Origin of the sequence: Vibrio navarrensis (assembly GCF_000764325.1) — a bacterium.
GTDB classification, from domain to species: Bacteria; Pseudomonadota; Gammaproteobacteria; order Enterobacterales; family Vibrionaceae; genus Vibrio; species Vibrio navarrensis.
Map to the genome: position 1 here is coordinate 2,825,130 of NZ_JMCG01000001.1, position 24,671 is coordinate 2,849,800.

Annotated in this window: 25 protein-coding genes and 1 pseudogene; 15 read left to right on the top strand and 11 right to left on the bottom strand. The window is 48.1% G+C overall.

All coding sequences use genetic code 11. The features are described 5' to 3' along the window. Nucleotides 1-5: 5 nt before the first annotated feature. Entirely contained in the window at nucleotides 6-632 is a 627-nt protein-coding gene (locus EA26_RS12490; protein ID WP_039427916.1) for a hypothetical protein, read from the bottom strand. A 269-nt stretch (nucleotides 633-901) separates the two neighbouring features. Here EA26_RS12490 and EA26_RS12495 point away from each other — a divergent pair, with 269 nt between their 5' ends. The 4 genes from EA26_RS12495 (at nucleotide 902) to EA26_RS12510 (ending at nucleotide 7,441) form a co-directional block, all read left to right on the top strand. Then, nucleotides 902-1,570, top strand: a complete 669-nt coding sequence (locus tag EA26_RS12495; RefSeq protein WP_039429110.1) for a YoaK family protein — start codon at nucleotides 902-904, stop codon at nucleotides 1,568-1,570. Nucleotides 1,571-1,873: 303 nt separating this feature from the next. Continuing rightward, nucleotides 1,874-3,256 carry a YjiH family protein gene (locus tag EA26_RS12500; RefSeq protein WP_039427919.1) on the top strand — a complete coding sequence of 461 codons (1,383 nt, stop codon included), beginning with the start codon at nucleotides 1,874-1,876 and terminating at the stop codon, nucleotides 3,254-3,256. A gap of 287 nt (nucleotides 3,257-3,543) precedes the next feature. Beyond that, nucleotides 3,544-5,415 carry a methyl-accepting chemotaxis protein gene (locus tag EA26_RS12505; RefSeq protein ID WP_039427922.1) on the top strand — a complete coding sequence of 624 codons (1,872 nt, stop codon included), beginning with the start codon at nucleotides 3,544-3,546 and terminating at the stop codon, nucleotides 5,413-5,415. Nucleotides 5,416-5,572: 157 nt separating this feature from the next. Then, complete coding sequence (locus EA26_RS12510) at nucleotides 5,573-7,441, top strand: methyl-accepting chemotaxis protein (protein ID WP_039427925.1); 1,869 nt, start codon at nucleotides 5,573-5,575, stop codon at nucleotides 7,439-7,441. Between the two features lie 49 nt (nucleotides 7,442-7,490). Here the strand turns inward: EA26_RS12510 and EA26_RS12515 are convergent, their stop codons facing one another. Together EA26_RS12515 and EA26_RS12520 are read right to left on the bottom strand one after the other, a co-directional pair. After that, nucleotides 7,491-8,843, bottom strand: a complete 1,353-nt coding sequence (locus EA26_RS12515) for an alpha-amylase family glycosyl hydrolase (RefSeq protein ID WP_039427928.1) — start codon at nucleotides 8,841-8,843, stop codon at nucleotides 7,491-7,493. A gap of 389 nt (nucleotides 8,844-9,232) precedes the next feature. Beyond that, on the bottom strand, nucleotides 9,233-9,754 hold the full coding sequence (locus tag EA26_RS12520; protein WP_039427931.1) for a TetR/AcrR family transcriptional regulator: 522 nt from the start codon (nucleotides 9,752-9,754) through the stop codon (nucleotides 9,233-9,235). Nucleotides 9,755-10,061: 307 nt separating this feature from the next. On the opposite strand from EA26_RS12520, the gene EA26_RS12530 reads away from it, so the two are divergent. Next, the gene (locus EA26_RS12530) at nucleotides 10,062-10,577 is read left to right on the top strand and encodes a DUF2867 domain-containing protein (protein ID WP_039427936.1); all 516 of its coding nucleotides are present in this window, start codon (nucleotides 10,062-10,064) and stop codon (nucleotides 10,575-10,577) included. A 23-nt stretch (nucleotides 10,578-10,600) separates the two neighbouring features. Here the strand turns inward: EA26_RS12530 and EA26_RS12535 are convergent. Both EA26_RS12535 and ppiC read right to left on the bottom strand, forming a co-directional pair. Further along, nucleotides 10,601-11,200, bottom strand: a pseudogene (locus EA26_RS12535) (glutathione S-transferase family protein). A gap of 57 nt (nucleotides 11,201-11,257) precedes the next feature. Further along, a complete protein-coding gene (gene ppiC, locus EA26_RS12540; RefSeq protein WP_039427938.1) occupies nucleotides 11,258-11,536 on the bottom strand; it encodes a peptidylprolyl isomerase PpiC in 279 nt (92 codons plus the stop codon). 170 nt (nucleotides 11,537-11,706) lie between these two features. Here ppiC and EA26_RS12545 point away from each other — a divergent pair, with 170 nt between their 5' ends. Next, nucleotides 11,707-12,621 (top strand): chemotaxis protein, encoded by a 915-nt coding sequence (locus tag EA26_RS12545; RefSeq protein ID WP_039427940.1) that lies wholly within the window; start codon nucleotides 11,707-11,709, stop codon nucleotides 12,619-12,621. 30 nt (nucleotides 12,622-12,651) lie between these two features. Here the strand turns inward: EA26_RS12545 and EA26_RS12550 are convergent, their stop codons facing one another. From EA26_RS12550 to hutW, 4 genes are all read right to left on the bottom strand, one after another. Then, nucleotides 12,652-13,194: an ATP:cob(I)alamin adenosyltransferase gene (locus tag EA26_RS12550; RefSeq protein WP_039427942.1), complete on the bottom strand. Its 543-nt coding sequence runs from the start codon at nucleotides 13,192-13,194 to the stop codon at nucleotides 12,652-12,654. A gap of 78 nt (nucleotides 13,195-13,272) precedes the next feature. After that, a complete protein-coding gene (gene hutZ, locus EA26_RS12555) occupies nucleotides 13,273-13,803 on the bottom strand; it encodes a heme utilization protein HutZ (protein WP_039427944.1) in 531 nt (176 codons plus the stop codon). 24 nt (nucleotides 13,804-13,827) lie between these two features. Beyond that, nucleotides 13,828-14,331 carry a heme utilization cystosolic carrier protein HutX gene (gene hutX / locus EA26_RS12560; protein ID WP_039427947.1) on the bottom strand — a complete coding sequence of 168 codons (504 nt, stop codon included), beginning with the start codon at nucleotides 14,329-14,331 and terminating at the stop codon, nucleotides 13,828-13,830. A gap of 45 nt (nucleotides 14,332-14,376) precedes the next feature. Continuing rightward, a complete protein-coding gene (gene hutW / locus EA26_RS12565) occupies nucleotides 14,377-15,753 on the bottom strand; it encodes a heme anaerobic degradation radical SAM methyltransferase ChuW/HutW (protein WP_039427949.1) in 1,377 nt (458 codons plus the stop codon). Between the two features lie 153 nt (nucleotides 15,754-15,906). On the opposite strand from hutW, the gene EA26_RS12570 reads away from it, so the two are divergent. Genes EA26_RS12570 through EA26_RS12595 form a run of 6 tightly spaced genes read left to right on the top strand, consistent with a single transcriptional unit; the run spans nucleotide 15,907 to nucleotide 20,459 of the window. Further along, entirely contained in the window at nucleotides 15,907-16,668 is a 762-nt protein-coding gene (locus tag EA26_RS12570) for an energy transducer TonB (RefSeq protein ID WP_226978271.1), read from the top strand. Nucleotides 16,669-16,670: 2 nt separating this feature from the next. Beyond that, nucleotides 16,671-17,357 carry a MotA/TolQ/ExbB proton channel family protein gene (locus EA26_RS12575; protein ID WP_039427951.1) on the top strand — a complete coding sequence of 229 codons (687 nt, stop codon included), beginning with the start codon at nucleotides 16,671-16,673 and terminating at the stop codon, nucleotides 17,355-17,357. Beyond that, nucleotides 17,354-17,767, top strand: a complete 414-nt coding sequence (locus EA26_RS12580) for an ExbD/TolR family protein (RefSeq protein ID WP_039427953.1) — start codon at nucleotides 17,354-17,356, stop codon at nucleotides 17,765-17,767. Before EA26_RS12575 ends, EA26_RS12580 begins: the two co-directional genes overlap by 4 nt. A gap of 12 nt (nucleotides 17,768-17,779) precedes the next feature. Beyond that, the gene (locus EA26_RS12585; protein WP_039427956.1) at nucleotides 17,780-18,637 is read left to right on the top strand and encodes a heme/hemin ABC transporter substrate-binding protein; all 858 of its coding nucleotides are present in this window, start codon (nucleotides 17,780-17,782) and stop codon (nucleotides 18,635-18,637) included. Between the two features lie 5 nt (nucleotides 18,638-18,642). Then, entirely contained in the window at nucleotides 18,643-19,677 is a 1,035-nt protein-coding gene (locus EA26_RS12590) for a FecCD family ABC transporter permease (RefSeq protein ID WP_404976588.1), read from the top strand. Then, a complete protein-coding gene (locus EA26_RS12595; RefSeq protein ID WP_039427960.1) occupies nucleotides 19,674-20,459 on the top strand; it encodes a heme ABC transporter ATP-binding protein in 786 nt (261 codons plus the stop codon). The genes EA26_RS12590 and EA26_RS12595 overlap by 4 nt, the downstream gene beginning before the upstream one ends. Before the next feature lie 52 nt (nucleotides 20,460-20,511). Here the strand turns inward: EA26_RS12595 and EA26_RS12600 are convergent, their stop codons facing one another. Further along, complete coding sequence (locus tag EA26_RS12600; RefSeq protein WP_039427962.1) at nucleotides 20,512-20,970, bottom strand: TetR/AcrR family transcriptional regulator; 459 nt, start codon at nucleotides 20,968-20,970, stop codon at nucleotides 20,512-20,514. A gap of 488 nt (nucleotides 20,971-21,458) precedes the next feature. Here EA26_RS12600 and EA26_RS12605 point away from each other — a divergent pair, with 488 nt between their 5' ends. Beyond that, a complete protein-coding gene (locus EA26_RS12605) occupies nucleotides 21,459-21,758 on the top strand; it encodes a YfcZ/YiiS family protein (RefSeq protein WP_039427963.1) in 300 nt (99 codons plus the stop codon). Between the two features lie 200 nt (nucleotides 21,759-21,958). Continuing rightward, nucleotides 21,959-22,558: a hypothetical protein gene (locus EA26_RS12610; RefSeq protein ID WP_039427965.1), complete on the top strand. Its 600-nt coding sequence runs from the start codon at nucleotides 21,959-21,961 to the stop codon at nucleotides 22,556-22,558. 78 nt (nucleotides 22,559-22,636) lie between these two features. Here the strand turns inward: EA26_RS12610 and EA26_RS12615 are convergent, their stop codons facing one another. Beyond that, complete coding sequence (locus tag EA26_RS12615; RefSeq protein ID WP_039427966.1) at nucleotides 22,637-23,758, bottom strand: 1-acyl-sn-glycerol-3-phosphate acyltransferase; 1,122 nt, start codon at nucleotides 23,756-23,758, stop codon at nucleotides 22,637-22,639. A gap of 231 nt (nucleotides 23,759-23,989) precedes the next feature. Here EA26_RS12615 and EA26_RS12620 point away from each other — a divergent pair, with 231 nt between their 5' ends. After that, nucleotides 23,990-24,595: a hypothetical protein gene (locus EA26_RS12620; protein WP_039429116.1), complete on the top strand. Its 606-nt coding sequence runs from the start codon at nucleotides 23,990-23,992 to the stop codon at nucleotides 24,593-24,595. Nucleotides 24,596-24,671 lie beyond the last annotated feature (76 nt).

Here is a 24,671-nt window from a genome sequence, read left to right on the forward strand (position 1 = left end):
AATGATTATTTAGATTGTTTGAGTTTATTTCCCACTCGTTCATATCGCTGCGTCACTCGATCAAGCGGTTGTTCTATATAGGATTGTTGCGCCGAATGCTGCAAAAACGTCACTTCGATATACTTATTGTCGCCAAGCTGCGATTGTTCAAGCTCGATACGATCACCGAGAAGAACGGAGTCCGTCATAATGACTCGTCGCGGCTGTGGGTCATATTTAAACAATCCCAAATAGTAAAAACGGCCGCTTCCCTGATTACTGACCATGAATGGCGCAGTAAACCAGATCTCTTCATCTGAACGGAGATCCAGCTTAAATTGGGTAAACAGCGTAACGCGGCCTCTCTCCGTCCCCGCGTCATACTGACCAGATGCCAGCCCATTGGCGCTGTCATACTCATCAATAAAGGCAAACGCTCTGCTTTCGGGCACATTGAGGGTCAAGGGGTTGGGCGAAGAGATCCCAAGCCAAGCGTAAAGCAGCGCATCACTTTCTACAGGTTGATTGGGAAACTTTGCCATGATGTCGTCGTCACTGAGGCTAAAGCGGTACACGCCCGCTACAATCACTACCGCTAACATCGCGATTGGCACGAGCAAAATCAAAGGGATCGGCAGTCGGCGTCTTTTCATCTTTCTACTAGGCAAAATTGAGTTAAGCAGACCTTAAAGCTCTTTATTACAATGATCAAGACGACAAAGCGGATCAAGATGGCAAAGCGCAGTTCAAAAACAGCGAACCGTACTGTGATTCGTTTCTGTGGCACGAAATCATTACCACTAAAATTTTGATATAAAAGTTCAAAATTACTTGAGAAGGATCAACCACCCACAGCTCGTACCACTTTAACTTAGCGCACGCAGCGCTATAATCACCACCTTAGTCTTTGAGAGAGATGACCGTGATTTCAAAATTGCCTCGTTGGGTTGAATTTGGTGCCTTCTTACTGGCACTGTTGGCTGGCTGCGTGAACGCTATTGGTCTAATGGGATTTCAACACCAAGCAATTTCACACCTCTCCGGTACGGTAACCTTGCTCGGCAGCAGCTTTATCACAAACACCACCGATACTTTTCACTTGGTGCTGATTATCGTCAGCTTTTTATTAGGCTCCACCTTCAGCGGCTTTTTTATCGAAAGCAGCGCATTAAAACTCGGCCGTCGCTACGGTGTGGCGCTCTGTATTGAAGGTTTTTTATTAATCATGTCACTCGGTTTTTTGGTGAATGGTCATATTTACGGCCAATATTTAGCCTCTGCTGCTTGTGGATTGCAAAACGCCATGATCACCACCTTCAGCGGCGCGGTGGTGCGCACCACGCATATGACAGGGGTGATAACCGATCTCGGTATCATGATTGGCGAAAGCTTACGCGGTCAGCAGTTTGATAAGCGCAAAGCCAAATTGTTCCTATGCATATTCTGCGGTTTTCTCCTCGGCGGCTCGGTTGGCGCTGTTAGCTTCCTTCATTATCAACTCTACGCATTAATTTTCCCCGCCACTCTGGCGATTACCATCGCATGTGCCTACTGGATCTACCTTTACCTCAATAGAAATAAGGCTAATTGACAGAGTTATTGGCTATTTCTGCCCCCTTCCCGCAGACGAAATCACAAATTTTTGTCTCAGATGAAACGCACCGAACTCAAAATGATACAATTTTCTAACATTTAACACATGGTCAATACAATACTCTGATTTCATATCGTTCATCGGATGTTACGCCTGAATATTTAGGGTATTTTGTTGAATAGTATTGCATCGAGGTGCGTTTGCGAGTACTCTCGCGCACTCTGTGATTAAACACAGACATTTAGTGAATATCTATTCTCCAGAAATGGAAGTATTGACTAGTAGTAACATGAGAAACGTATGACAGAAAACACCAATACTGCCACGCTGACCAACGGTGAAGTGGCCGGAAAAAACAACTTTTGGAAATTTTTCATTCCTTCGCTTATTGGCCTACTTCTTTTTATGGCTCCAATCAGCTACCAAGGTGAATTAACCATCCCAGTGGCAATTTTAGCCAAGCTGGTACCTGCTTTGCTGGGCGATCATCTTGTCGCACTCGTGACGGCAATCATCGCTTTTATGGCTGTGGCCTCTCTTGCTACCAAACTTTTCCAGCCAGCTAAGATCGTCAACAACGCGTTTCTCAACGGCCTGTTCAACCCAAGCGCTTTGTGGCTAATCGTTCGCCTTTTGGGTGGTGCAGCCGTGGTGATGACTTTCTTCCAAGTTGGACCAAAAGCAATCTGGGAAGAAAATACTGGTGGTTTAGTCCTAACTGGCCTTCTGCCTACTCTGTTTGCGGTATTCATCTTTGCGGGCATGCTACTGCCACTCCTGCTCAACTTCGGTTTGCTGGAGCTGTTTGGCGCGCTGCTGAGCAAGGTGATGCGCCCTGTCTTTAACCTTCCTGGCCGCAGCGCCATTGACTGTATGGCTTCCTGGCTTGGTGATGGCAGCGTGGGGATTTTGCTCACCAGCAAGCAGTACGAAAGTAAGTTCTACACTCAGCGCGAAGCAGCAGTCGTAGGCACCACATTTTCGGCAGTGTCCATCACCTTCAGTTTGGTCGTGATTGCCCAAGTGAAACTGGAACACCTGTTTCTGCCATTCTACGGTGCTATCTGTCTTGCGGGCATCGTTGCAGCCATCATCATTCCTCGCTTACCACCACTGAGCATGAAAAAAGATCGCTATATCGATGGTAGTGAACCGCACGCGGATGCCAACGCCGTGCCAGCAGGCCACACCTCATTTAGCTGGGGCATGGAACTGGCTCTGGATCGCGCTGGCAAAGTGACGTCGGTAAAATCTGTGGTTGCTGAAGGTATTCGCAACGCGGTGGATATGGTGTTTGGTGTACTACCCGTCGTGATGGGATTAGGTACCATGGCGTTGATCATCGCTGAATACACACCTGTATTTTCCATTCTTGGTCAGCCATTCATCCCATTCCTTGAGCTATTGGGTGTACCAGAAGCCGTTGCCGCATCTGAAACCATTGTTGTTGGTTTTGCCGATATGTTCATCCCGGCCATTTTGGCCGCGTCTATTGATAACGAGATGACTCGCTTTATCATCGCTGCCATGTCGGTCACTCAGTTGATTTACATGTCTGAAGTTGGCGCGCTACTGCTCGGCAGTAAAATTCCGGTTAATATCGTTGAGCTGTTCGTGATTTTCATTCTGCGCACACTGATCACTCTGCCAATTATTGCTGGCGTGGCGCATCTCATTTTCTAGCCCGTGCTACCATAAAGAAAGCCTCGTTTCATACGAGGCTTGCTTGCATTTGAGACATTGATACATCTCATATTTGTGACATTCCCTTGCTATCAATCCGCTTAATATTCAATCGGATGCAAAAGAAACCCATCAAAGTCACAAAAAGAGGACTGACATCTACAAATATTTGCCTAGCTTGGAAAAAAGTAACAAATTGTACTTAGGTATACGGCGCAAATGCCGATAATACTTCTACAATTAATAAAAAATTACAAAGCTTGCTGGAATTAAGTTAGGGGATTTATATGAAATTCAGTCATAAAGTTGTAGCAGCCTCTTCTGCGCTGCTGTTAGTGACTATATCCTTGCTGTCACTTAAGCAAATTTACACTGTTCGCAGCACCATCGAAGAACACGTAACTAAAAGCCTAGATGAGATGATAAGCAGTGTGCGCAATACCGTGGTTTCAGAGATGGAAGCACGTAAGATGCTGGCTCAGTCGACCACCGAAGTGATCGAGATTTCGCCATCCGATAAAACCTACGTCAAAACCATTCTTGAGAAACCAAAATTGAAATCCAGTTTTCTTGCGGTGGGTTTCGGTTATGAAAAAGATGGTTTCGTGGTTGAAAATGACGATGGTTGGGAAGCAGGTCCGGATTACGATCCTCGTAAGCGTCCTTGGTATGTCGATGCCAAGAACAAAAACCAGCTAATCGTCACCGCACCCTATGTAGATGTGTCGAGCAAAACTGTGATTATTTCGGTCGGTACACCAGTAAAAGAGAATGGCCGTTTCGTTGCCGCCATGTTCTATGACATGAAACTGACTAATTTGGCCAATCTGGTTAACCAAGTTAACCTGTTTGACGCAGGTTATCTGTTCCTCGTTGCCGCCGATGGCACCACGATTGCTCACCCTGAGCAAAAGAACAACGGTGAGAAATTATCGAGTTACTTGCCACAAGTACAACTCAAAGAAGGTTCGCAGGAATTTGAGCTCAACGGCACTCGCTATCTGGTTGAGTTTAGCAAAATCCCAAGTGAAAACTGGTACATCGGCGCAATTGTCGATCAAGATATCGCTTTCTCAGCAGTCAACTCTCTGCGCAACAACTCGATGATTTATGCAGTGATTGCCTTAATCCTCAGTTTGACCGCGCTTACCATGCTGATCCGCTTCTTAATGCGCCCGCTGGATGCATTAAACGCAGCCATTCAAGATATGGCGTCGGGCAACGGAGATCTGACCCATCGCCTTGATACAAATACCGATCAAGAGTTTTCGCAACTTGCGGCAGGCTTCAATACCTTTACTGCCAATCTGCAAAAGCAAATTATTGAGTCGAAAGAGATCGGCGTAGAAATTCGCCACGGTACGGAGCTGACGGCAAGCGGTGCTCGAGGTTCGGCAGAAGCCATGAGTGAGCAGTTGCAAGAGCTTGAACAACTGGCTACTGCGATGAATGAGATGGCGGTCACCGCAACCGAAGTGGCGAACAATGCCCAAGGAGCAGCGGCCGCCGCGCAAGAAGCCGACGATGCCACACAGCAAGGCGCCAACGTGGTCAATCAGTCAACCGATTCCATCAATCTGCTATCGCAACGCATTGATATGGCGGTTGAAGAGGTGCAAGGATTGGAGTCTGCGACGGCCAATATCGAAACCATTTTGAAAGTCATCAACGACATTGCCGACCAAACCAACTTGCTGGCGCTTAACGCGGCGATTGAAGCGGCCCGCGCTGGTGAATCCGGTCGTGGTTTTGCCGTGGTTGCCGATGAAGTACGTACCTTGGCACAAAGAACTCAACAGTCTACGACTGAAATTCGCAGCATGATTGAGCAACTGCAATCGGGCGCATCTTCTGTCGCTGGCGCAATGAAAGAGAGTAAAAACAGCGCAGTTGACGCGGTGGAAAAAGCCAACTTGGCGCGTAACTCACTGCAACGTATCCGTGATGCGATTCAACGAATCACCGATATGAATATGCAAATTGCCTCCGCTGCTGAGCAACAGAGCTTGGTCGCTGAAGAGATCAACAACAACACCGTCAACATCAAAGATCTCTCTACACAGGTAGCAGGTGAAGCGAGAAATGCCAACCAAGCGATGCAAGTCCAGACAGACAACGTGCGCAAACTAGACGATATTCTCAACCGTTTTACTGTCTAACAACTATCGAAAAAGCGAAGGATTCTCCTTCGCTTTTTTTTCGGACAAAAAATACTTTATAAATTAGACATAACTAAACAAATAACTGGATGAACGGTACTTTCTTAACTATAAAATTATAAGTAGTTGGTTATTTAACCAAACCGAGGGACACAGGATGAAATTTAGCCATAAAATTGTTGCAGCCTCTTCGCTATTGCTGCTCGTTACTGTTTCTTTGCTAACGGCAAAGCAATATTTTACTGTTCAGGACGAACTGACCAAACAAGTAGAAGCCAGTGTCACTGAAATTGTCGATGGGGTCCGAAATACCGTCGCGGCTGAAATTAATGGCCGAAAAGCCATTGCCGCCTACTCGACCAGTATGATGGAAACCGACCTTTCACCAAAACATATCTCCGACGTCATTACTCGCCCAGTGGTTAAAAATACCTTCCTACTCGCTGGCTTGGGCTTCGAAAAAGATGGCTCTAATATTAATAACGATCCGAACTGGAACCCAGGGCCGACTTGGGATCCCCGCGTTCGTCCTTGGTATAAAGATGCGAAGAATGCCGGAAAATTGATCATTACCGCCCCGTATGCTGACTCGGCGACAAATGAAATTCTTGTCTCCATCGCGACGCCTGTGCGCGATAACGGCAAGTTTATTGGCGCAATCTTCTACGATGTGAGTTTGGCAGGTTTGGCCGAATTGGTGAACCAAGTAAAACTGTTTGATGCAGGTTACGTCTTCATCGTGGCAAAAGACGGCACCACCATCGCTCACCCAGAAACAAAGAAAAACGGCAAACCGATGTCGGAATACATGCCAAACGTGCAAATTACCGAAAAACCGCAGAAAGTCGAGTTGAATGGTAAGTCTTATACACTTGATTTTTCTGCCGTTCCTGGGGAAGACTGGTATGTAGGCGTGGTGCTTGATGAAAGCATTGCTTACCAATCGATAAGCCAGTTACGTAACAGCTCCATCAACTATACAATAATTGCGCTGATTATCAGTGTCGCGTTGCTGCTGGTGCTGATCCGCTCTTTGATGCGCCCACTTGATGACCTCAATACAGCGATTCAGGATGTGGCTTCTGGCGATGGTGACTTAACTCAGCGCCTAGATACCAATACAGACCAAGAGTTTTCAAAGCTAGCCAGTGGTTTTAATGCCTTTACGGGTAATTTGCAGCAGCTCATTAAGCAGTCAAAAGCGATTGGTGCTGAAATCCTACATGGGTCAGAAAACACCTCCGTCGGTTTACAAGAGTCTGCGGCAGCGATGCAAGAGCAGTTACGTGAGCTCGAACAGCTTGCCACTGCGATGCATGAGATGGCGACCACCGCTTCCGATGTTGCCTCTAACGCACAAGGCGCGGCTTCTGCAGCGAAAGATGCCGATGACGCCACTGTCGATGGCACCGCGATTGTCAACGACACAACTCAAGCTATCGATGAACTCTCTACCCGCATTGACGAAGCGGTCACCGAGGTACAAGTGCTCGAATCGGCCACGTCGAACATCGAAACCATTCTAAAAGTGATCAATGACATCGCCGATCAAACCAACTTGCTGGCTCTAAACGCCGCGATTGAGGCGGCACGCGCGGGCGAATCTGGCCGCGGGTTTGCCGTGGTTGCAGATGAAGTGCGCACACTAGCGCAGCGCACTCAAGAATCAACGACCGAAATCCGCAGCATGATTGAGAAACTGCAAAGCAGTGCGAACTCGGTAGCAAGCGCGATGAGCCAAAGCAAAGACACCGCGATCAACGCCGTGGCAAGAGCGCAAGAAGCCAATAGCGCACTTGAGCGTATTCGTGGCGCCATTCAGCAAATTAGTGATATGAACATTCAAATTGCTTCAGCCGCTGAAGAGCAAAGCTTAGTTGCCGAGGAGATCAACAACAACACGGTGAAGATCAAAGATCTCTCCGTACAGGTATCTGAACTCGCAGAGAGCGCCAACATTGCAATGCAAGTTCAGGTAGAAAACGTCCGTGAACAAGACGCGATCTTGAACAAATTCATCGTTTAACGCTTTTACTCACCATAAAAGACGGCGAAGCTTAAGCTTCGCCGTTTTCTTACCACATCATCAAGCTGGTTTTCGCATCAACGGTGAAATCAACTCGACCTTTACTTGAACTGTAACGTTTTCCAGTCAGCACATCCGTTAAAGACACGTTGCTAGGGATAGAAACCGACTGTTTGCGAGTCGACTTATTAATCACCACAAAGCCTTCTTGACCACGACGAAATAGCAGCATGTCATCATTGCCCTCCAACACCTCCATCTCTTCACCGTGGAATCGGTTGTGAAATGCAATCATTTTCGCCATTTTGGCATCGCGCCAAACGTTCAGCCAGCGCGGTTCTCCTGAGGCATTTTTCATTCCACTGGTGTCGAGATCGGTATAAACCAGCGGACTACCGCCATCACGACCAAGGATATAAGCGTAAGCCAACCATTCTGATGTCTCGTCCATCACCAAATTGGCAAACACATCGTTATTGGGAATATCGTGGGTTACCACAAAGGTTATCGCCCTACGCTTGGACAGTGCTTGCCCAAAGCAGTAAGGATCGATCAGGCTTTTGAAGCTGCCCTTTTCTGAGAAAGCCTTAAATAGAGTGCTAAAGAGCGGAAAATCGTATGCCCCCAAACGCGTTTCTTGCAAATAAGGCTGTAGGAAAAGTTCATACTCCTCCTGCGTCGCCCCTCCATCAGTAATGATCTCACCAAAGATATGCATCCCCTCAGTAATTTCATCCGTCCAAACTTGTTTGATGTGCTCCAAGGTCATGTGCTTGGCTGCATCAATGCGAAAACCTTTCACACCAAGATTTTTCAACGCGCGCAGGTAGTTACGCTGCTGCTCAATCACATGCTCATGTACGCGCAACGTCGGCAGACCCGGATCGCTTGGGCCACCGGAAATCCGCCCGTTTTGCACCTGCCATTTATCTTTCCAGTCTTTGATGCCGAACGCTTCAACAAAGTCACTTTCGGTGAATAACGGCTCCGAAAGATCGCCAAACAGGCGCTGCTTTTCAAAGTACTCAGCGTTGCTGATGTACTCTTCCAGCACCGATTTGGCTGGATAGTTCAAGTCGCTACGTTGCTTGGCTTCGTTGGCCATGTGGTTAAAGACGACATCGGCGTAAACACGAACGCCAACCGCTTCAAGGGCTTGAACCATGTTGCGGAAATCTTCTGTGTTGCCGAGAAAGTTGTCGATAACACGATAGTCTTGTGGCTGATACCGTTGCCACCATTTTGCGGATTTGGCACTACGCAGCGGTGGTGATACCAGCACCGAGGCATAACCCATTTGATTGATCTTTTCTGCTTGAGCGCCAATCTCATCATAGCGCCAGTCGAAAGCGTGCAAAATCACGTTGCCTTTTCGTTTTTGCTCGTTGTTTAAGCAAGCCATTTTCACTCTCCTTTCACGTTGCACCTTGCGAAGTAGCGTATCGCTATGTCGCTTCGGTGCGCTTGAAGAAAATTATAGAGCGAACTGGCTATTCGCCATCCACCTAGTGAATGTACAAACGGGAGGAAATACAGGGCGTAGAAATCGACCAAGTGGCCAACTATCATCCTTCCTAGAGTTATGGAGAAATGAGATCACATAGGCAGAAACACCTTATCTTACTGTTTTAAAACAATAAAAAAGGAAATGCACGTTTCATTTTGGAAAGACAATCTGACGATAAGTATTTGAAATTAGGCTTGAGAGCAAAAAAACACTGAGATGAATCACATCAAATTTGTGAACTTAATCCAAGTAAATCATCAAACCAAGCTATTACTGACCGTGATTCATTGCGCCAGTAAGCATTGATATTTATTAGCCAAGGCTTGTAACGCCTCTTCCAGATCAGGCTCCGGCATACCCAGATGAGTCACGAGTGTCATGAAGTAGCAATCCAATAGTAAAGGAATTTTGTCTCTCAACGCGTCAGGCAAACTCATCGTCGCAAACAAGGTTTGATTGAACGATTGATAGTACTCCATGTCCCAGAGCACTTCTTTGAGCAGCGCGCGGCTCAAATTGACATTGGCAAAGTAGTAACTGTAATAGACCCGCGCAAACTGCAAGCCGAGCTCAAAAGCGTCGTGAGATGGATTCGACACACCTTGCTGTGCAAGCAACGACAACTGCTTCATCATACCCTCACGTAAAATAGCCAGTTTAGTCGCAAAATGGCTAAACACCGTTCCATCGGCAACGCCCGCTTCTCTTGCAATCTGCCGTGTTGAGGTTTCTTGATACCCTTGTGTTTCAAATAGTTGCCACGCAGCGGCTAGGATACGCTCTCTTGTCTGATCTCGCTTACTCATGCTTTATCCATCTCAAACTCATTAGGAAGGATAATACCTTTCCTGATCAAAGTTGACAAATTGAGCGCGCTCAATTATAAAAATGAGCACGCTCAATTTATTGGAGAAATTTTATGCAACCTATAGTGAAAAACCTGATCTTAAAGATTGTTCAATGGTTTATATTTCTACCGGGGATCTTTCTTTTCTCTTATGTTATGCGTCCGATTTTGATGCTAATACTGGTGCCCGGCGGCTTGATATTACTGGCGCTAATTGGTGGTGCGGAAGTGAGAAGAGAAATAAAACTACTGTTTAAGGAGCTACTATGACGCAGATACACTCTGTCCCTTTACCAAGCCAGAGCGCCTTATTTGGCCGTCAACAGAAAAGAGGGTTTAGTGACGCTTTGCGCTTTGAAATCACAGACACCAACCGCACACCAAGCGAAGTCTATGTCGATGTTTTTGGCCATTTACCAAAGAGTGTCGAAAAGCTCATGGCGCTGAGAAATGTGCTGGTAAAACCGTTTGGTTTTGCTATTTCGGCGGGGAAAGTTGCGCTGAATGCACAACAACTTCGAGAAGGCAAAGGTATCGGTCTGCATCACGTCGAGTCACTCTGCGCAGACGAGATCATCTGTTCCACTGAAGATAAGCACATGCGTGTCTCTCTTTCTATCGTCAAACATGCGCCCGGGCAGTTTACGCTTTCGACCTTAGTCAATACCCACACTTGGATTGGTTATCTTTACCTGCTGGCGATCATTCCTTTTCATAAAGTGATCGCTTTAGGCAGTCTGCGTTCGATGCTCAATCGTGTTGCAAATGCAGTGCACTCTTAACATTGGGTTGTGCGAAGTAGCTCTTAAGGGTGTGGCTCTGACTCCGCGATCTTCTTATCTGCTCTTAAATGCAGCAGATGATTGCGGTAAAACGCGTCCTCAACACAACCATGTTGCCGCGCTTTTTTGTAGATTGAGGCGACAAAAATGTCCGCCAGCGAGAAGTGATGACCGATGACATAGCCTGAATCACAACACAAAGCTGCACGCAATTTATCCAAGCAACGCATAATCCACTGACCACGCAAGACCCGCGTTTCTCTCTCGCCCAGCTCTGGCCGCCAAAACGCCAACACCGTTCTATTTTGTGGTGAATGAATACTGGCGTTAACGTACTCGCATACTCGTCGGACATGGGCTCTTTCGCTGCGCGTTCGCCCGAGTAAAGGCCAATTGTCGCCACTTTCTTCAAGGTACTCAATAATCGCCATGGACTCTGAGAAGATCTCGCCATCCACTGACAATGCGGGTACGTAACCAAAAGGATTAATATTGAGATAACTGCCAGCAAGCGCTTCGCTGCTCACTTCTATCCGCCGATAGGCGATTTACTTGTAATTCAGCACCCATTCCACTCGCTCCGAGCTGTTGGAGCCTTTCGCACTGTAGAGAATAACGTCCATATTTTGCCCTAAAACGCTCTGTTCAATCAGCAGATGACTAGCGAAGCTTAACGCTTATCACGTCCGATACAGCACCTTCACCACATGCCAGCCGAATTTTGTTTTTACCAGATGTGGTGTAAGCACTTCGCCGCTAAAACACACTTTGTCAAACTGAGGAACCATCTGACCACGTTTGAACTCTCCCAAGTCACCACCGCGTTTACCGGATGGGCAAAGGGAATGCTTTTTGGCGAGTACGTGAAATTTTGCCCCTTTTTTCAGTTGCGCAATGATCTCTTCCGCTTGTTCTTTGTGTTTCACCAAAATGTGCAACGCCGCTGCTGTTTGGGCCATGCTATTCCCCTCAAAAATGTCAAAGTTCGCAAGTTTACCTGAAGTCCTCAATCGGGTCATTAATTGCTGATGAGATAGCTCTATCGCACTTTCGTCGTCGATATCCCTTGAAGGTGAGCCATTATGCAGTAAGATTGACAGTAAAAAATGACGTTAAGCAAGGTAACAGTATGGCTAAAGCCCCTAGTAAGGCAAATCAATCGCAGGGAATGCTGGTGTTTAAGCTGACACTAAAGCAAAATTTCGCTATTGGTACGCTCAAAGTTCGGGAGATCGTGCCATATTTGCCCACCACGCAAATTCCTTATTCGCACCGCCACGTCATCGGCACTGTGACGATTCGTAACCTGACCGTTCCAGTCATCGATATGTCGGCGGCGATTGGTTTTCGCCCGATTGATAAATCGGAATACAAAAATAGCTATTTGATCGTCACAGACTGCTTGCGCACTGTCGTGGCTTTTATGGTGCGTTCGATTGAGAAAATCATCGATTGTGACTGGCGCTCCATCGAGACGCCCCCAGCCAGTGCCGGACACAATGTGTTTGTCACTGGTATCACCCGTTACAACAATGAAATTGTGCAGATGTTGGACGTCGAACTGCTGCTTTCAAAAATTTACCCGCAGTATGAAAATACTAAGATTCCGATGCTCACCGACATTGAACGCGAACGACTCAAAGCATTAAGCATCTTGCTGGTGGATGACTCGTCGATTGCCCGTAAGCAGTTAAGCGATGCGTTGGACAGCATCAATATCTCTTACCAAATATGCAAAAACGGCGCGGATGCACTAGCATTAATGCGCCGTGAAGCCGAACAAGGTCGTCCGGTTGATTTACTGGTCAGCGACATTGAAATGCCGGGGTTGGATGGCTATGAATTGGCGTTTGAAGTACAAAACGATCCGGCGCTTAATCGCTCCTATCGTATTTTGCACACTTCGCTCTCGAGTGAAATTTGTGTTGACCGTGCCCATCAAGTGGGTGCGCACGAGGCTCTGGAAAAATTCAATGCTGGTGAGCTGGTAGAGGCCATGCTACGTGGGGCGCGAGCGCTTGAAAAATCCAAAGAGGCGGTGTAATCCGCCTCCTCTTTCCTTTACTTGCTTTCATTACTGTCGTTTCGGCATCGGATAGCTTTTGCTAATAAACTCCGTTTCTTCCACTTGGTTAACTTGGTTCGTGTATGAGGCAAGCGCGTACATCACATTGGCCAGCAAATTGCCATAGCGAAATAGGATTGGTGCGGGCGACTTCAGGCCACTGTGTTCAATCGCAACCAAGGCCCTTACTACCTTTTTCGCCTGACAGCGGCAAAGGTGCAATTGTGACGACACCGGATGACCACCCGGCAGCACAAATCCAGCGAAACCACCGGACAAGGCTTCACGCAGCGCGTCATAATCGGCAATCAATGCATCAACATCCTCTTCGCCGATCGCTAACTTACCACGCACTGAACCATTGAGGTGATAGATGTTCGCTTGCAGTCGGCTTAGCACCTGTTGCACCAGTGGGTCGAGCGGCTGCATGCTCAGGACGAGGCCAACTCGGCAGCAGAGTTCATCTGCGGCAATTTCAAAATCACACACAGGACTCTCTTCATAAATAAACGGATAACAGAGCTCTGCCATGACTTTACTGACGGGTTTCACAACGTATCTCCAGCCGATAAAAAAGGGAGTCAGTATACCTAACTCCCTTAAAATCATGAATATTTACCAGCGTTGAGCTTAGCCATTAGAGATCTGGCGGTGCCCTTCTTGCAAATGAACAAAATCGACCAAATCCTCACCAGACACTTGATACGCTTGACCAAAGCCTTTGACAAACAAACCCCGTTCAGCTTTTAAGTTGAATAAGACAAAATCTTCCAGTTGGCTTAAGCCTGCAACAATTTCACCAAAGCGCTCTTGCATCTGACCAATCACCTGCTGCCAAAGTTGGCTATCGCGCTCCACCACACTGGCGACCGCATCAAACGTCAGGCGTTTACGCGCAAATAGCTGCTTTGCAGAGTCTTCATCTTCGATCATCATCAAAGAGACTTGTGGATTCTCTAGGAGATTGCGTGCATGACGTGCGATTTGCGAAATCAGCACAAAGTAACCTTCTTGATTTTGTACAAAAGGCGCGTAGCTGACATTTGGGCGGCCATCTTTATCAACCGTCGCCAGTTGCAAGGTTTGACGCTCTTGGCGGAACTCTTTGATCTCCGGCTCTAAGCGGCCTTGTAGTCGTTCTTGTTTTACCTGCGGATCCATGACTTTCTCCTCACTCTTATTCTGTTACTTTGCAAACTCAGCTTGCATGGCTTTAAAACGCTCCACTTGCTGTGGAATCAGCTCACGCTTCTCATCACGGCCAAGGTAGATTTTAAAAATGTTTTCCCCACTCTGGGAGAAAAAGCCGAAATAGTGGCTCTCACGCCCCATAAAAGGCTTGCTCACTAAACCAACCGCTTTAACGTTGTCCAGCTTGAGATGGCCGTGCAGCTCACCTTGACGCCCCATCAGGTTGTAGTAGCCTCTCGCTTCTTTTCCTTTGGGAAACGGCGCTTTCACCTCAAATATCGAACCAAAAGCGTGAACTATCGTCGTCACTGGGCCGAAGTCGACCAGACTTTCCAATACAGACTGAGCCATTTCACCCGGTAGCATTACCACCATGTCGCTTGGCAAGGCACTGACCACATCCAGCTCTGACACATTAAGGCGTTCGGCCATTGCCCCCGGCAACAGCGTTGGTTCTTGTTGCAACAGTTCTGCGACTTTTGCTTGTAGTTCGTTCATTTTGCTTCCAAAAGTTCTTGGTTTATTCAATAAATTGCGCTGTTGTTACAGCGCAATATCGTAAATTTGCTGTTGTTGCTGCTGATACTCAGAGCTTAGTACTTGGATGCAAGCTTGAGCGAGTGTCACCGCCCAAAAGCTGCCTGCTAACGTTAGCACCAGACTCTGCCCATTCAGCTCAATTAACCCTTTTTGCTGCCAAACTTCAAACAGTGGACGCAGATACTCAAACGTATCTATTCCAGCAAAATCAGCTAGCTGGCAGGCTTGCAGCACACCGCGATCAAAACCCGATTTTAACGCTGAAAAAATTGGCTCTAAGCGGTGCTGCTTTGTCATCAGCATCAAGGGCACGCGTTGCTGTCTCATCGCTTCGAGATAGCTATCAAGCTGGCGCTCTTGCATCAAACCATAACCACCAATCGAGCCACCCGCACCACAACCAATTGGCAACACTTCAGCGTAGGTTTTTGCCAAACTGTTATACAAACTGCGCTCGCGATTGTCCGTCGCCCAGTGATTAACACTGAGCTGCTTGAGGTGGTGCGCTTGCATAAACTCAACACCCAGTTGATACATAGACGCCTTCTCTGCGGTGGTTGCGGGTGCAGGCAAACGGCCTTTTTCGACTAAGTTGAGCATGGGCGCGCTGCCACCAACGACCAGTTGATACAGATCTAAACCATGCGCACCGGTTGAGATGAAATCCTGCAGATCTTGCTGCAACACTTGCTCAGTTTGATGCGGTAAACCGTAAAGCAGATCAACAATGATGGGCGCTTCATCGTAACCAGCCAGCTCACTAATGCGAGAAAGCACTTGCTCTCTGTCGTCTAAGCGTTTGGCGCTGCGTCTTACTAAGGTATCAAAACTCTGCACGCCAAAGGAGAAACGGTTAAAACCACCTTTTAGCGTACTTTGATACATCTCATCGCTAAAACGGTTGATTCGGCCTTCTAAAGTGATTTCGCAGTCAGCCGCCAATGGAAAGCGGCTGCGCAGCATCGTGCCGAGCTGCTCGACCTGTTTCGGCGACAAGTCCGTTGGCGTTCCGCCGCCAACATAGACTGCATGAAACACGCCGTTTTGCGTCCAAGGCTGTGCCGCTTTGAGTTCAATTTCGGCCATCAAGGCGGCGAAATAGCTATCGACCAACTGACGGCTAGCCGCATTTTGGAAGAAATTACAAAAGGTACAGCGCACGCGACAAAATGGAATGTGCACATAAAGACAACGCTTTTGCTTGGTGCTCTCTTGCTGAGACATCAGCTGCTGGAACGTCGGACTCATTTTGTCCGCTGCCACGGGGCGACTTCCTCCCCCTGCGTGCGCAGCGTGTTTTTGTGCAAATGCAAACCGCAGTGGATCGGGGGTGTTCGCACCAAGAATCGATTGATCGTACTTCTCTAAATTAAGCGTCATAGTTACTCGCTTATTACTCGCCAGATGAAGCTTGGTGAGCCTAATTCTTTAAACTGGGCAAATGATAAAATCAGACAAATGATAATGCAATTGATAATTGATATTATTTGTATTGTAGGTAATAATCTCGCCCAGTTAGCTTGATTGGACAGTATGAACATTGTGAACTTACCTAGATATGTCTTCGCAGGAATGGCGTCTCTCGTGCTGCACGCTGCCATACTTTTTGTTGCAGATGAGAAGCAAGCCTTTGCTGCAACCGCTGGAAATCAATCTTCTTCCGTGGCGGTGAATCTTGTTGCGGTTAAGCCTCAGCCACCGGCAGCAAAAGTTGAGCCGCAACATCCACCCGTCAAAAAAAAACCAGTGGTAGAAGAGGCAAAAAAGCCTCAGCCAGAACCCATTCAACGAGAAAAAGTGCACAAGCCGGTTAAGAAAGAGGCTATCAAACCGCCAGTAAAAGCGCAGCCCGTCAAAGCCAAACAAACGCCAACAGTGGCAACGGACAAGGTTGAAACTCAAGCAGAGCAGACAGAAGTACAGCCGGCAGAAGTAAAGCAAAACGTGGCTGAAGATCCACAACCGAGCAGCAAACCGACACCAGCGCAGAGCGCGCAAGGGGCGAGCAGTTTACCAGTACTGGTCGACAGACCAAGTTATCTCGAAAGACCCGTGCCACCGAAATACCCTCGTCTTGCACAAAAAAGAGGCATCGAAGGCACCGCGATGATTGAGATTTGGCTCGATGAAAAAGGCGAGCAGATCAAATCGGTGCTGATCGCCTCCAGCGGCACAGAGATGTTGGATAACGCTGCGTTAAAAGCGACCAAAGCTTGGCGCTTCTCTCCACACGTTGAGAACGGCAGAAGAATGCCTTCTCGCATCAGAGTTCCCGTTCGTTTTTCATTGGATTAACTATGCAACATATACACGAACTACAGAGCCAACTTGGGCTAATGGCTTGGCCGCTAATCATTTGTTCCACTGTGATGGTGATGATCCTTGTCGAGCGTTCCATTCAAGTCGTGCTGAGTCTTGGGGTTGGTAAACGTGCCATTCGCCGTGAGTTGCACACTATTTCGCCCACCAATAACCTGCACATTGAACAGTTGGCCGAACGCCTAGCATTGAAGCGTCCACTGCTTTACAAAGGGGTCGCCATGTTACTGGCACATCACGCGTTTGCGAAATCCTTGCGAGAAGATGCCGCTGGAATGTGGCTACAAGAAAAACGCCATCAACTTCATTCTGGCTTACGCTTGCTCACTCTGATCGGCGTGCTCAGCCCTTTAATTGGCCTGCTCGGCACCGTACTGGGGCTGATTGAGATGTTTAAAGGCGTCGCGGCTTCCAGCGGTAATATCACTCCCAACGATCTCGCCGATGGTCTTGGCCTCGCAATGCGCACCACCGCCGCTGGCTTATTGATTGCCCTGCCCGCAATTGCAGGAGCGCAGTTACTTGGGCTTTGGGCAGATAGAGTGATGGCCAAACTGGAGCACACGCTCAACTACGTCAACTTGTGGCTGGAAGGCGTTGCCGTACAGCACGTTTCTCCACAAGCTCAGCGCACTGCGACCGAACTGACGACGGAGCTGAAATGATCAAAGCGCCGCCACCTGACAACTCGCATGGCTTAACACCCGATCTCACTCCACTGCTCGACATCATCTTCATTGTGATGGTGTTTTTGATGCTGACCGCAGCTGTTAAGCTCGATTCCATTGATGTTGACTTGCCAAGCAGCGATTCCAACGCCGCTGCACCAGTCGAAAAGCAGTCATTGACCATCAATATTTTGGCTGACGAGCCGCACTGGGCGATCAATGGTCAACGTTACATCGATTGGGACAACTTTACGCTCGCTTTAATTGAAGAAAGCAAAAACTCAGACAAACCCGTGGTGATTGGCGCAGATAAAACCGCCGACATTCAACATCTGGTGAGGGTGCTCGGATTTCTTCAAGAGAGCGGCATTAAAGCGACACAACTTCTTACCGAACCACCGCAATAAGAGATTTCATCTATGAAAAAGCAACTGACGACCGTCGCTGCGAGCATCGCTCTGCTTGGTACAGTGATGGTGAGCCAAACCGCCGCCGCAGAGGAACGCCTAATCAGCGCAGGCAGCGCCGTGACTGAGCTGGTTTTTGCCCTCCACGCTGAGAAAAGTTTAGTCGGCGTCGATGTCACGAGCCATCTACCCGATTCGGTATCACTGCCCAAAATTGGCTATCACCGCAGCCTCTCCGCTGAAGGATTACTGGCTCTAAACCCAACCACGCTCGTCGGCTCCGATGAAATGGGCCCAGCACCTGTGCTAGCACAGCTTAAATCCACCGGTGTGGATGTTAAAGTGGTCAACACCGACGCTGATGTTGACGGCTTGATGCAGCGTATCGACGATATTGCTCAACTAGTTGATCGAACCGCAGAAGCCTCTCAGTTGAAACAGATCGTGACCCAGCAAGTGGCCAAGCTCTCCAGCAATCAACCGGCCGAAAGCAGTAAAAAGAAAGTGCTGTTTCTTTTGATCCACGATGGTCGCGCGCCCAGCGTGGCTGGCAATGACACTACGCCAGATGCCATCATCAAGCTCGCTGGAGCCATCAACCCCGCCGCGACACAATTGAACTCATACAAACCGCTGTCAACAGAGGCCATGGTCGAAATGCAGCCCGATGTGATTTTGGTCAGTGGCCGAAGCTATGAAAAATTAGGCGGGCCGGATGCAATCATCAAGATGTTACCGCTACTTGCTGCAACCCCAGCTGGCATCAACAAACAGATAGTCACCATCGATGGGTCAGCCCTTGTGGGTGGCTTAGGTCTAAAAAGCTTAGCCGAAGCTGAGCGTCTTAATCAGCTTCTCTACACCAACTAGTGATCATCATGTTACGCCGTCTTTCTCTTGCCCAAGTGCTGTGCTTTTTTAGCTTGCTGTTAGTTGCAACCGCGGTCTCTTCAGTGACCGTCGGGCCGATGAACATCAGCGCCAATGACACTTTCCACAGCTTACTTAATTTAGGCGACTTACCAGCGCATATCGACATCGTGATCCGCGAGATCCGCCTGCCACGCACCTTGCTCTGTATGTTGGTCGGCGCGATCCTCGCGTTGTGTGGCGTAGTAATGCAAGGCTTGTTTCGTAACCCATTAGCCGAACCCGGCATCATCGGCGTCTCGGCCGGTGCCGCGCTCGGCGGCGCAGTGGCAATTGTCGGCCTTTCTCAAGTCAGTCACCTATATCCGCAGCTGATGAACTTGGCGATTTTGCCGCTGTTTAGCTTTCTCGGCGGTGCGGGCGCAACATGGCTTGTCTATCGTATTGGCGCGAGCGAGTTCGGTACGTCAGCCACCATCATGCTACTTGCGGGTGTCGCCATTAGCGCCATTTCTGGCGCGGTGATTGGCTATCTCAACTTTCTCGCCGACGATCAAACCTTGCGCGATCTCTCATTATGGTCGATGGGATCTCTCGCCGCCGCCAGTTGGTCATCCATCATGCTTGCACTGGTCACTATGCTGATTCTTTATGGTTACTTTGCCCGCAAAGCGATGCCACTCAACGCGCTGTTACTCGGAGAGGCCGAGGCGAGACACCTTGGCATTGACGTGCAATCACTCAAGCGAGGGCTGATCACTTTGGCGGCTGTAGGCGTCGGCGTAACGGTCAGCATTTGTGGCGCGGTCGGTTTTATCGGTTTGGTCATCCCTCATCTTGGCCGCATGCTCGCCGGACCGGATCATCGCAAGCTGATCCCCATTTCGGCGATGCTTGGTGCGTTGCTGCTGACAGCTGCCGATATGGTTGCACGCATCGCGGTTGCCCCCGCAGAACTGCCAGTGGGTATTGTCACAGCGGCGATTGGCGCTCCTTTCTTCATCTATCTGTTACTGCAACAAAAAGGAAAAATGCTGTGAGTGGACATGTCGTGCTAAGTGGTCGACAACTGGAGGTCAAATTTGGCTCTCGAGTGGTGCTAAACAAAGTCGATATTGATTTTCGAGCTGGCGAAGTGAGCGCATTGCTCGGTCCAAATGGCGCAGGCAAAAGTACCTTGCTCAAGCTGTTATGCCGCGAAATTTCATCGACAAACGAGATCGAATATTTCGGCAAAGCGGCTTCACAATGGCAGCCCGCCGAACTGTCCCGCCACCTCGGTCTTTTGCCGCAAAGCAGCGCACTCACCTTTCCTTTTCTGGCACGTGAAGTGGTCGAGCTGGGTGCGATCCCCTTAAGCCTGCCGCAGCATGAAGTCAGCCAACTGGCCCAAGATTACATGCAAAAGACCGATGTGTTACACCTTGCCGAAAGCGTCTACCCTTCGCTATCGGGCGGCGAAAAACAAAGGCTCCATTTAGCGAGGGTGCTGACACAATTACACCAAGCGGGGAAAGATAAAATCTTGATGTTGGATGAGCCGACTTCGGCACTCGATCTTGCCCACCAGCACAACACGTTGGCGATTGCGCGTCAGCTGGCCAAAGAGGAAAATGCGGCCGTCATCGTGGTCTTGCACGATCTAAACCTCGCTGCACAATATTCGGATCGTTTGGTCATCTTGCATCAAGGGAGAATTGCTGTAGACGCTGCGCCATGGCAAGCGTTAACGCCGCAGATAATTGAAAATGTCTATGGCTACAAAGCGCTGGTAGCTCAGCACCCAACTCTGGGCTTCCCACTGGTCCATGCCGCAGCATAACGCTCAAACGTGAAAATAAAAAAGCTCCGAAATTCGGAGCTTTTTTATTCTGCTAACTTAGCTGAATCAATGATTTACCTATCAGCCATTCCAACTCTTTCTCACTGCCCTCGCCAAACTGACTATCCACCATTTTATACAAACGATCGATGCCATTGGCGGCAAAATCATGGGCACGCTCTGCCGCCACGATGTGGTGAAACAGCAGACGGAGGATGGCACGGAATTGGTCATTTTCCAGTGCGGCTATCCAGCTATGAGAAAACTCACCCAGTCCTTTATCGAAATCAAGGTGCTCCACAAACAACTTAAAAATCCGCCCATCCAGTGCCGAGGTAAAGTCCGTTTTCTTTGGAAAATGGTGGCTTATCCCCGTACGTGAAATGCCTGTCTGTTGGCTAAGAGTGGTGTAGGACATTTTGTCGTACCCCAACCTCAGAAGTTGGTCAACAACCGCATCCATGATTTTCTGGATAGTGATTTCGGTATCTTCTTTACTACGCTTTGGCATATTTTCAGCTCTACTCTTTGTAAATACATCCTGCTCTACGTATGGAGCAGGAATGGTCATCGCGACTAGGGATCCGGCCCTTAGACTGCACACCGAAAATAAAATTACCTACTTTTTATGACGGTACTCTGCAATAAATGCCAGAGGCATGCCTAAGAGCAAATCCAAATCACAGAATATGCAACCAAATTAACAACAAATATTGTTATCAAATTGGATTTTCTATCTGCTTGGATAATCTTTTAATAGCGATAGATTATGTAAAATTTATTTATCACGAGATACTGTAATAAAATTCTCAAAGGTGCAACTAACGCGACGGGTTTACTGTACTACTAAACGGTTAAATCGGTTCAAAAATTGACAAAGATCACGTCATCCATTAACAAAAGCTAAAATGATAAGCGGGTTATGCTCACTGCGCTTAATCTGACTAGATAGAAACCGAGTGAGTCCGCTATAATCCCTTTTTTAAGTGAGGATTCGTTATGAGCATTGAGAAAGAAGAAAACGCCGTGTGTGAGGCCTGTGGCTGTGCTGGTGAGATTGGTTTCATTATTAAAGAAGGCGATGACGTTGCCGACGTCACTATTTATGCAAGTTCAAAAGAGTTACTGGAAGCAGAATTTGCGCGTTATTTAGAGTTGGCCAAGTCGGTGAATGAAAACGTTGAATTTAATACCAGCGAACTCAATTCTGAATCGACCGAATTAAAAGCGCGCTTTAAGTTTGAAGTGAGTGCAGAAAAACTGATTTTTGAATTAAAAAGTCGTTCTTTAGCGCGATAATACTAATTTGTTTAAATTATATGCAAACGAGTCTCTATGAGACTCGTTTTTATATCTGGCTATTTATTAAGGCCGTTTTCCTAAAGTAATAAAGAGCAACTTGGCGAATAGATTCTAATCAATTTGCAGCCACCTTCACCTTTCTCACCTGAGTAGAGTACACTGATACCTCGCTACTGTTCTCAAACTAGGATGTTGTCGTGACCCGATCTGTTCTGCTCTCTTTTTTATTGCTCTTGCCCTTGTCTCTTCATGCGCAAGCACTCGACCATTACCAGATCCTCAATCATCTGGATAACTACGGCAATTTAGACCTGCGAAACAAACCCTACACTTCGCTGCCAGACGGATTGAAAGTCAAAGGCAACCTCAACATCGGTAAAACAGCGATCAAAGCACTGCCACGAGATCTCGATATTCAAGGCAGCTTGGATGCGCGAAACAGCACGCTCACCACCGTCTATGCCGGTACTTCAATAAAAGGCTATGCCAACTTACTTGGCAGCCAAATCAAAAACTGGCCAGCAGGGGTGAAACTTGGCGGTTACCTTAATTTGACCGATACGCCGCTGGAAAAGCTGCCCAACGGCTTGGTCGTCAAAGGTGACCTCAGCGTGATTCGCACACCGCTAAAAAGCCTACCGGAAGGGATCGTGGTAGAAGGGAATCTGTATATCGGCGGATCGGCCTTAAGCGAGTTTCCCAATAAAATGACCGTCAAAGGCAACATTTTCCTCGGGGGTAACCGCATATCCAAATGGCCACAAGAGCTCAACCTTGGTGGCGCAGTGGCTCGCTAAAACAAATTATGACGTTGATGAGAAATTAAAAAAAAAAGCCGACCAATTGGACGACTTTTGTTTTGAACGGTTAAACGCTTATCTGCAATCCGCTTGTAACTGATTGTTGACCGGGTTGGCGTAGCTCGCCACCAAATAGTCTCTGGCACCCTCTGGGAGTTGATGCAATTTCTCGCTTAGTTGACGACGCACTGCTTGCGCAATCTCCGCACTTTCTTGGCCAGCGGCCAGACGGTTGATCGGATAGACGTGGTAGTTGGCATGAATTTGACGATCAATCTCTTGCGCCAATGCTTCTGGCGTTTCAAAAGCCCCTTGGATCACATCACCAAACGCGACATGCACTCGGCCTTTGTAGCCGACAATTCCCTGTATGATGCTTTCGATATCCTCAAACTCACCTTTCTCATAACGGCCATGCGTCGCTTTCTCGTACAACTCTTTCGCCTTGGCGATGTCGCACGGATCGTTCTCGTATGAGATGGAAACAGGAACAATTTTCAGCGCCGTCATGTAGTCAGCAAAGGCGATTTTTTGCTTGCGGCCTTCAACATGAAACATCTTTAAAATAGCGGGATCGGTAAAATCATTACCATCTTTTGCTCGGCCCTCTTTCTGCGCGATCCAAATCGAGTTACCGCTATCAAGAGAAAACTTGATATAGGAAGAGAGCTGGCCCAGCACTTTCATCATTTCACGCGGCGCTTTGACCGAACGTTTTACGATAAAGCTCTTGTTTAGCTTCATCAGCTCCGTGGCACACGGCTTTTTCAGTAGGTTATCACCTATCGCGATACGTACCGTTTTGTGTCCGTTGGTAAATAGCCCATAGTTGACCAACGCCGGGTCCATCGCAATATCACGGTGGTTGGAGACAAACAGATAGGCACTGTTGCGGTCAAGCTTATCGAGCCCGGTATACGTCACCCCGTCGGTGGTGCTCTCTAAAGTATCTTCTAGATAGCCTTTCACTACTAACTGGATGGCTTCAACAGAATCCAGCGTACGCCACTTGCGCTTCAGATAGAGACGCAGAAACGGTTTAACTAGTCCTTTGAACCAAGGACTACGCTGTGGAAAACGATGTTGCAATATCGCACTGATAAATTCATCGTCTTGGATCAGGCGCTCTATTGCCGCAGGAATTTCTTCGTCATTGTAAGGACGAATCTCTGCATAAGGATCGATATGGTCAGTCATTATTCTTTTCGTGTTTTAAAAAAGCTGGCACATTCTACGCATTGTTATTCGAGTACGCAGCTACCTTAGCCATAGTTTGAGGAAGGTCATACCAGTCAAATCACAAATATGACAATTTGTTGTGTTTCGGGTTCCTCAGACACCGCCGAAAACGGCCAATATCTAGGGCAAAAGTTGGCTTTTGCCTTCAGAGGCGGTAATCTTGGCGCCCCGAGATTTGAGGTACCTAAGATGAACTACGCGATTGAGTTTAAAAGCGAGCACCACCGCCACCTTTTCGCCACGGCGAGAAAGCGCACTTTGAAACATCAACTGGTGATTGTGCGCACTGGTCTTGCGCTGATAAAACTCGGCAAGCAAGAGTTCGCGGTCAAACCCGAGCAAGGATTTTGGATCCCACAAAACTGTTTAACCGCGCTGACGGTTCTGCCGCATACACAGCTAGAGCGGTGCGACCTTTCTCTTAGACTCAAAGAGTCGTTTCCAAGCAGTTCAGGCTACGTGACACTCACCCCCTTGATGAGTGCACTGTGCGACAAACTTGCCGTGACACCCGCTCACTCCGCTGCCCATAACGAATTGCTCGCCGTGCTCAAACGTGAGATCACCGAACTTGAACCATCTTCTTTGCCCAACCCGCTCAACGACGCGATAAATCATTGGGAGAAAGCGAGCAAAGCACTGCCAAATGAGGTCTATCTGGCTTTATTGGTGCGTGAAGCGATCAAACGCCAGCAATCCGGTGTGAGTAAAGATGCGATTGTCGAAGCATTGTTTGCGGGAAATTTAGCGCAGTGCGATCAAGCTTGTGAAGCCATCGCAGGGCGTATTCTCTAAGCGAGAAACTAGGGGGGCTTTTGAAAACGACACCGCCGCGAAATCGCGGCGGTAAGTCAAAAAGTACAAAAAGGAG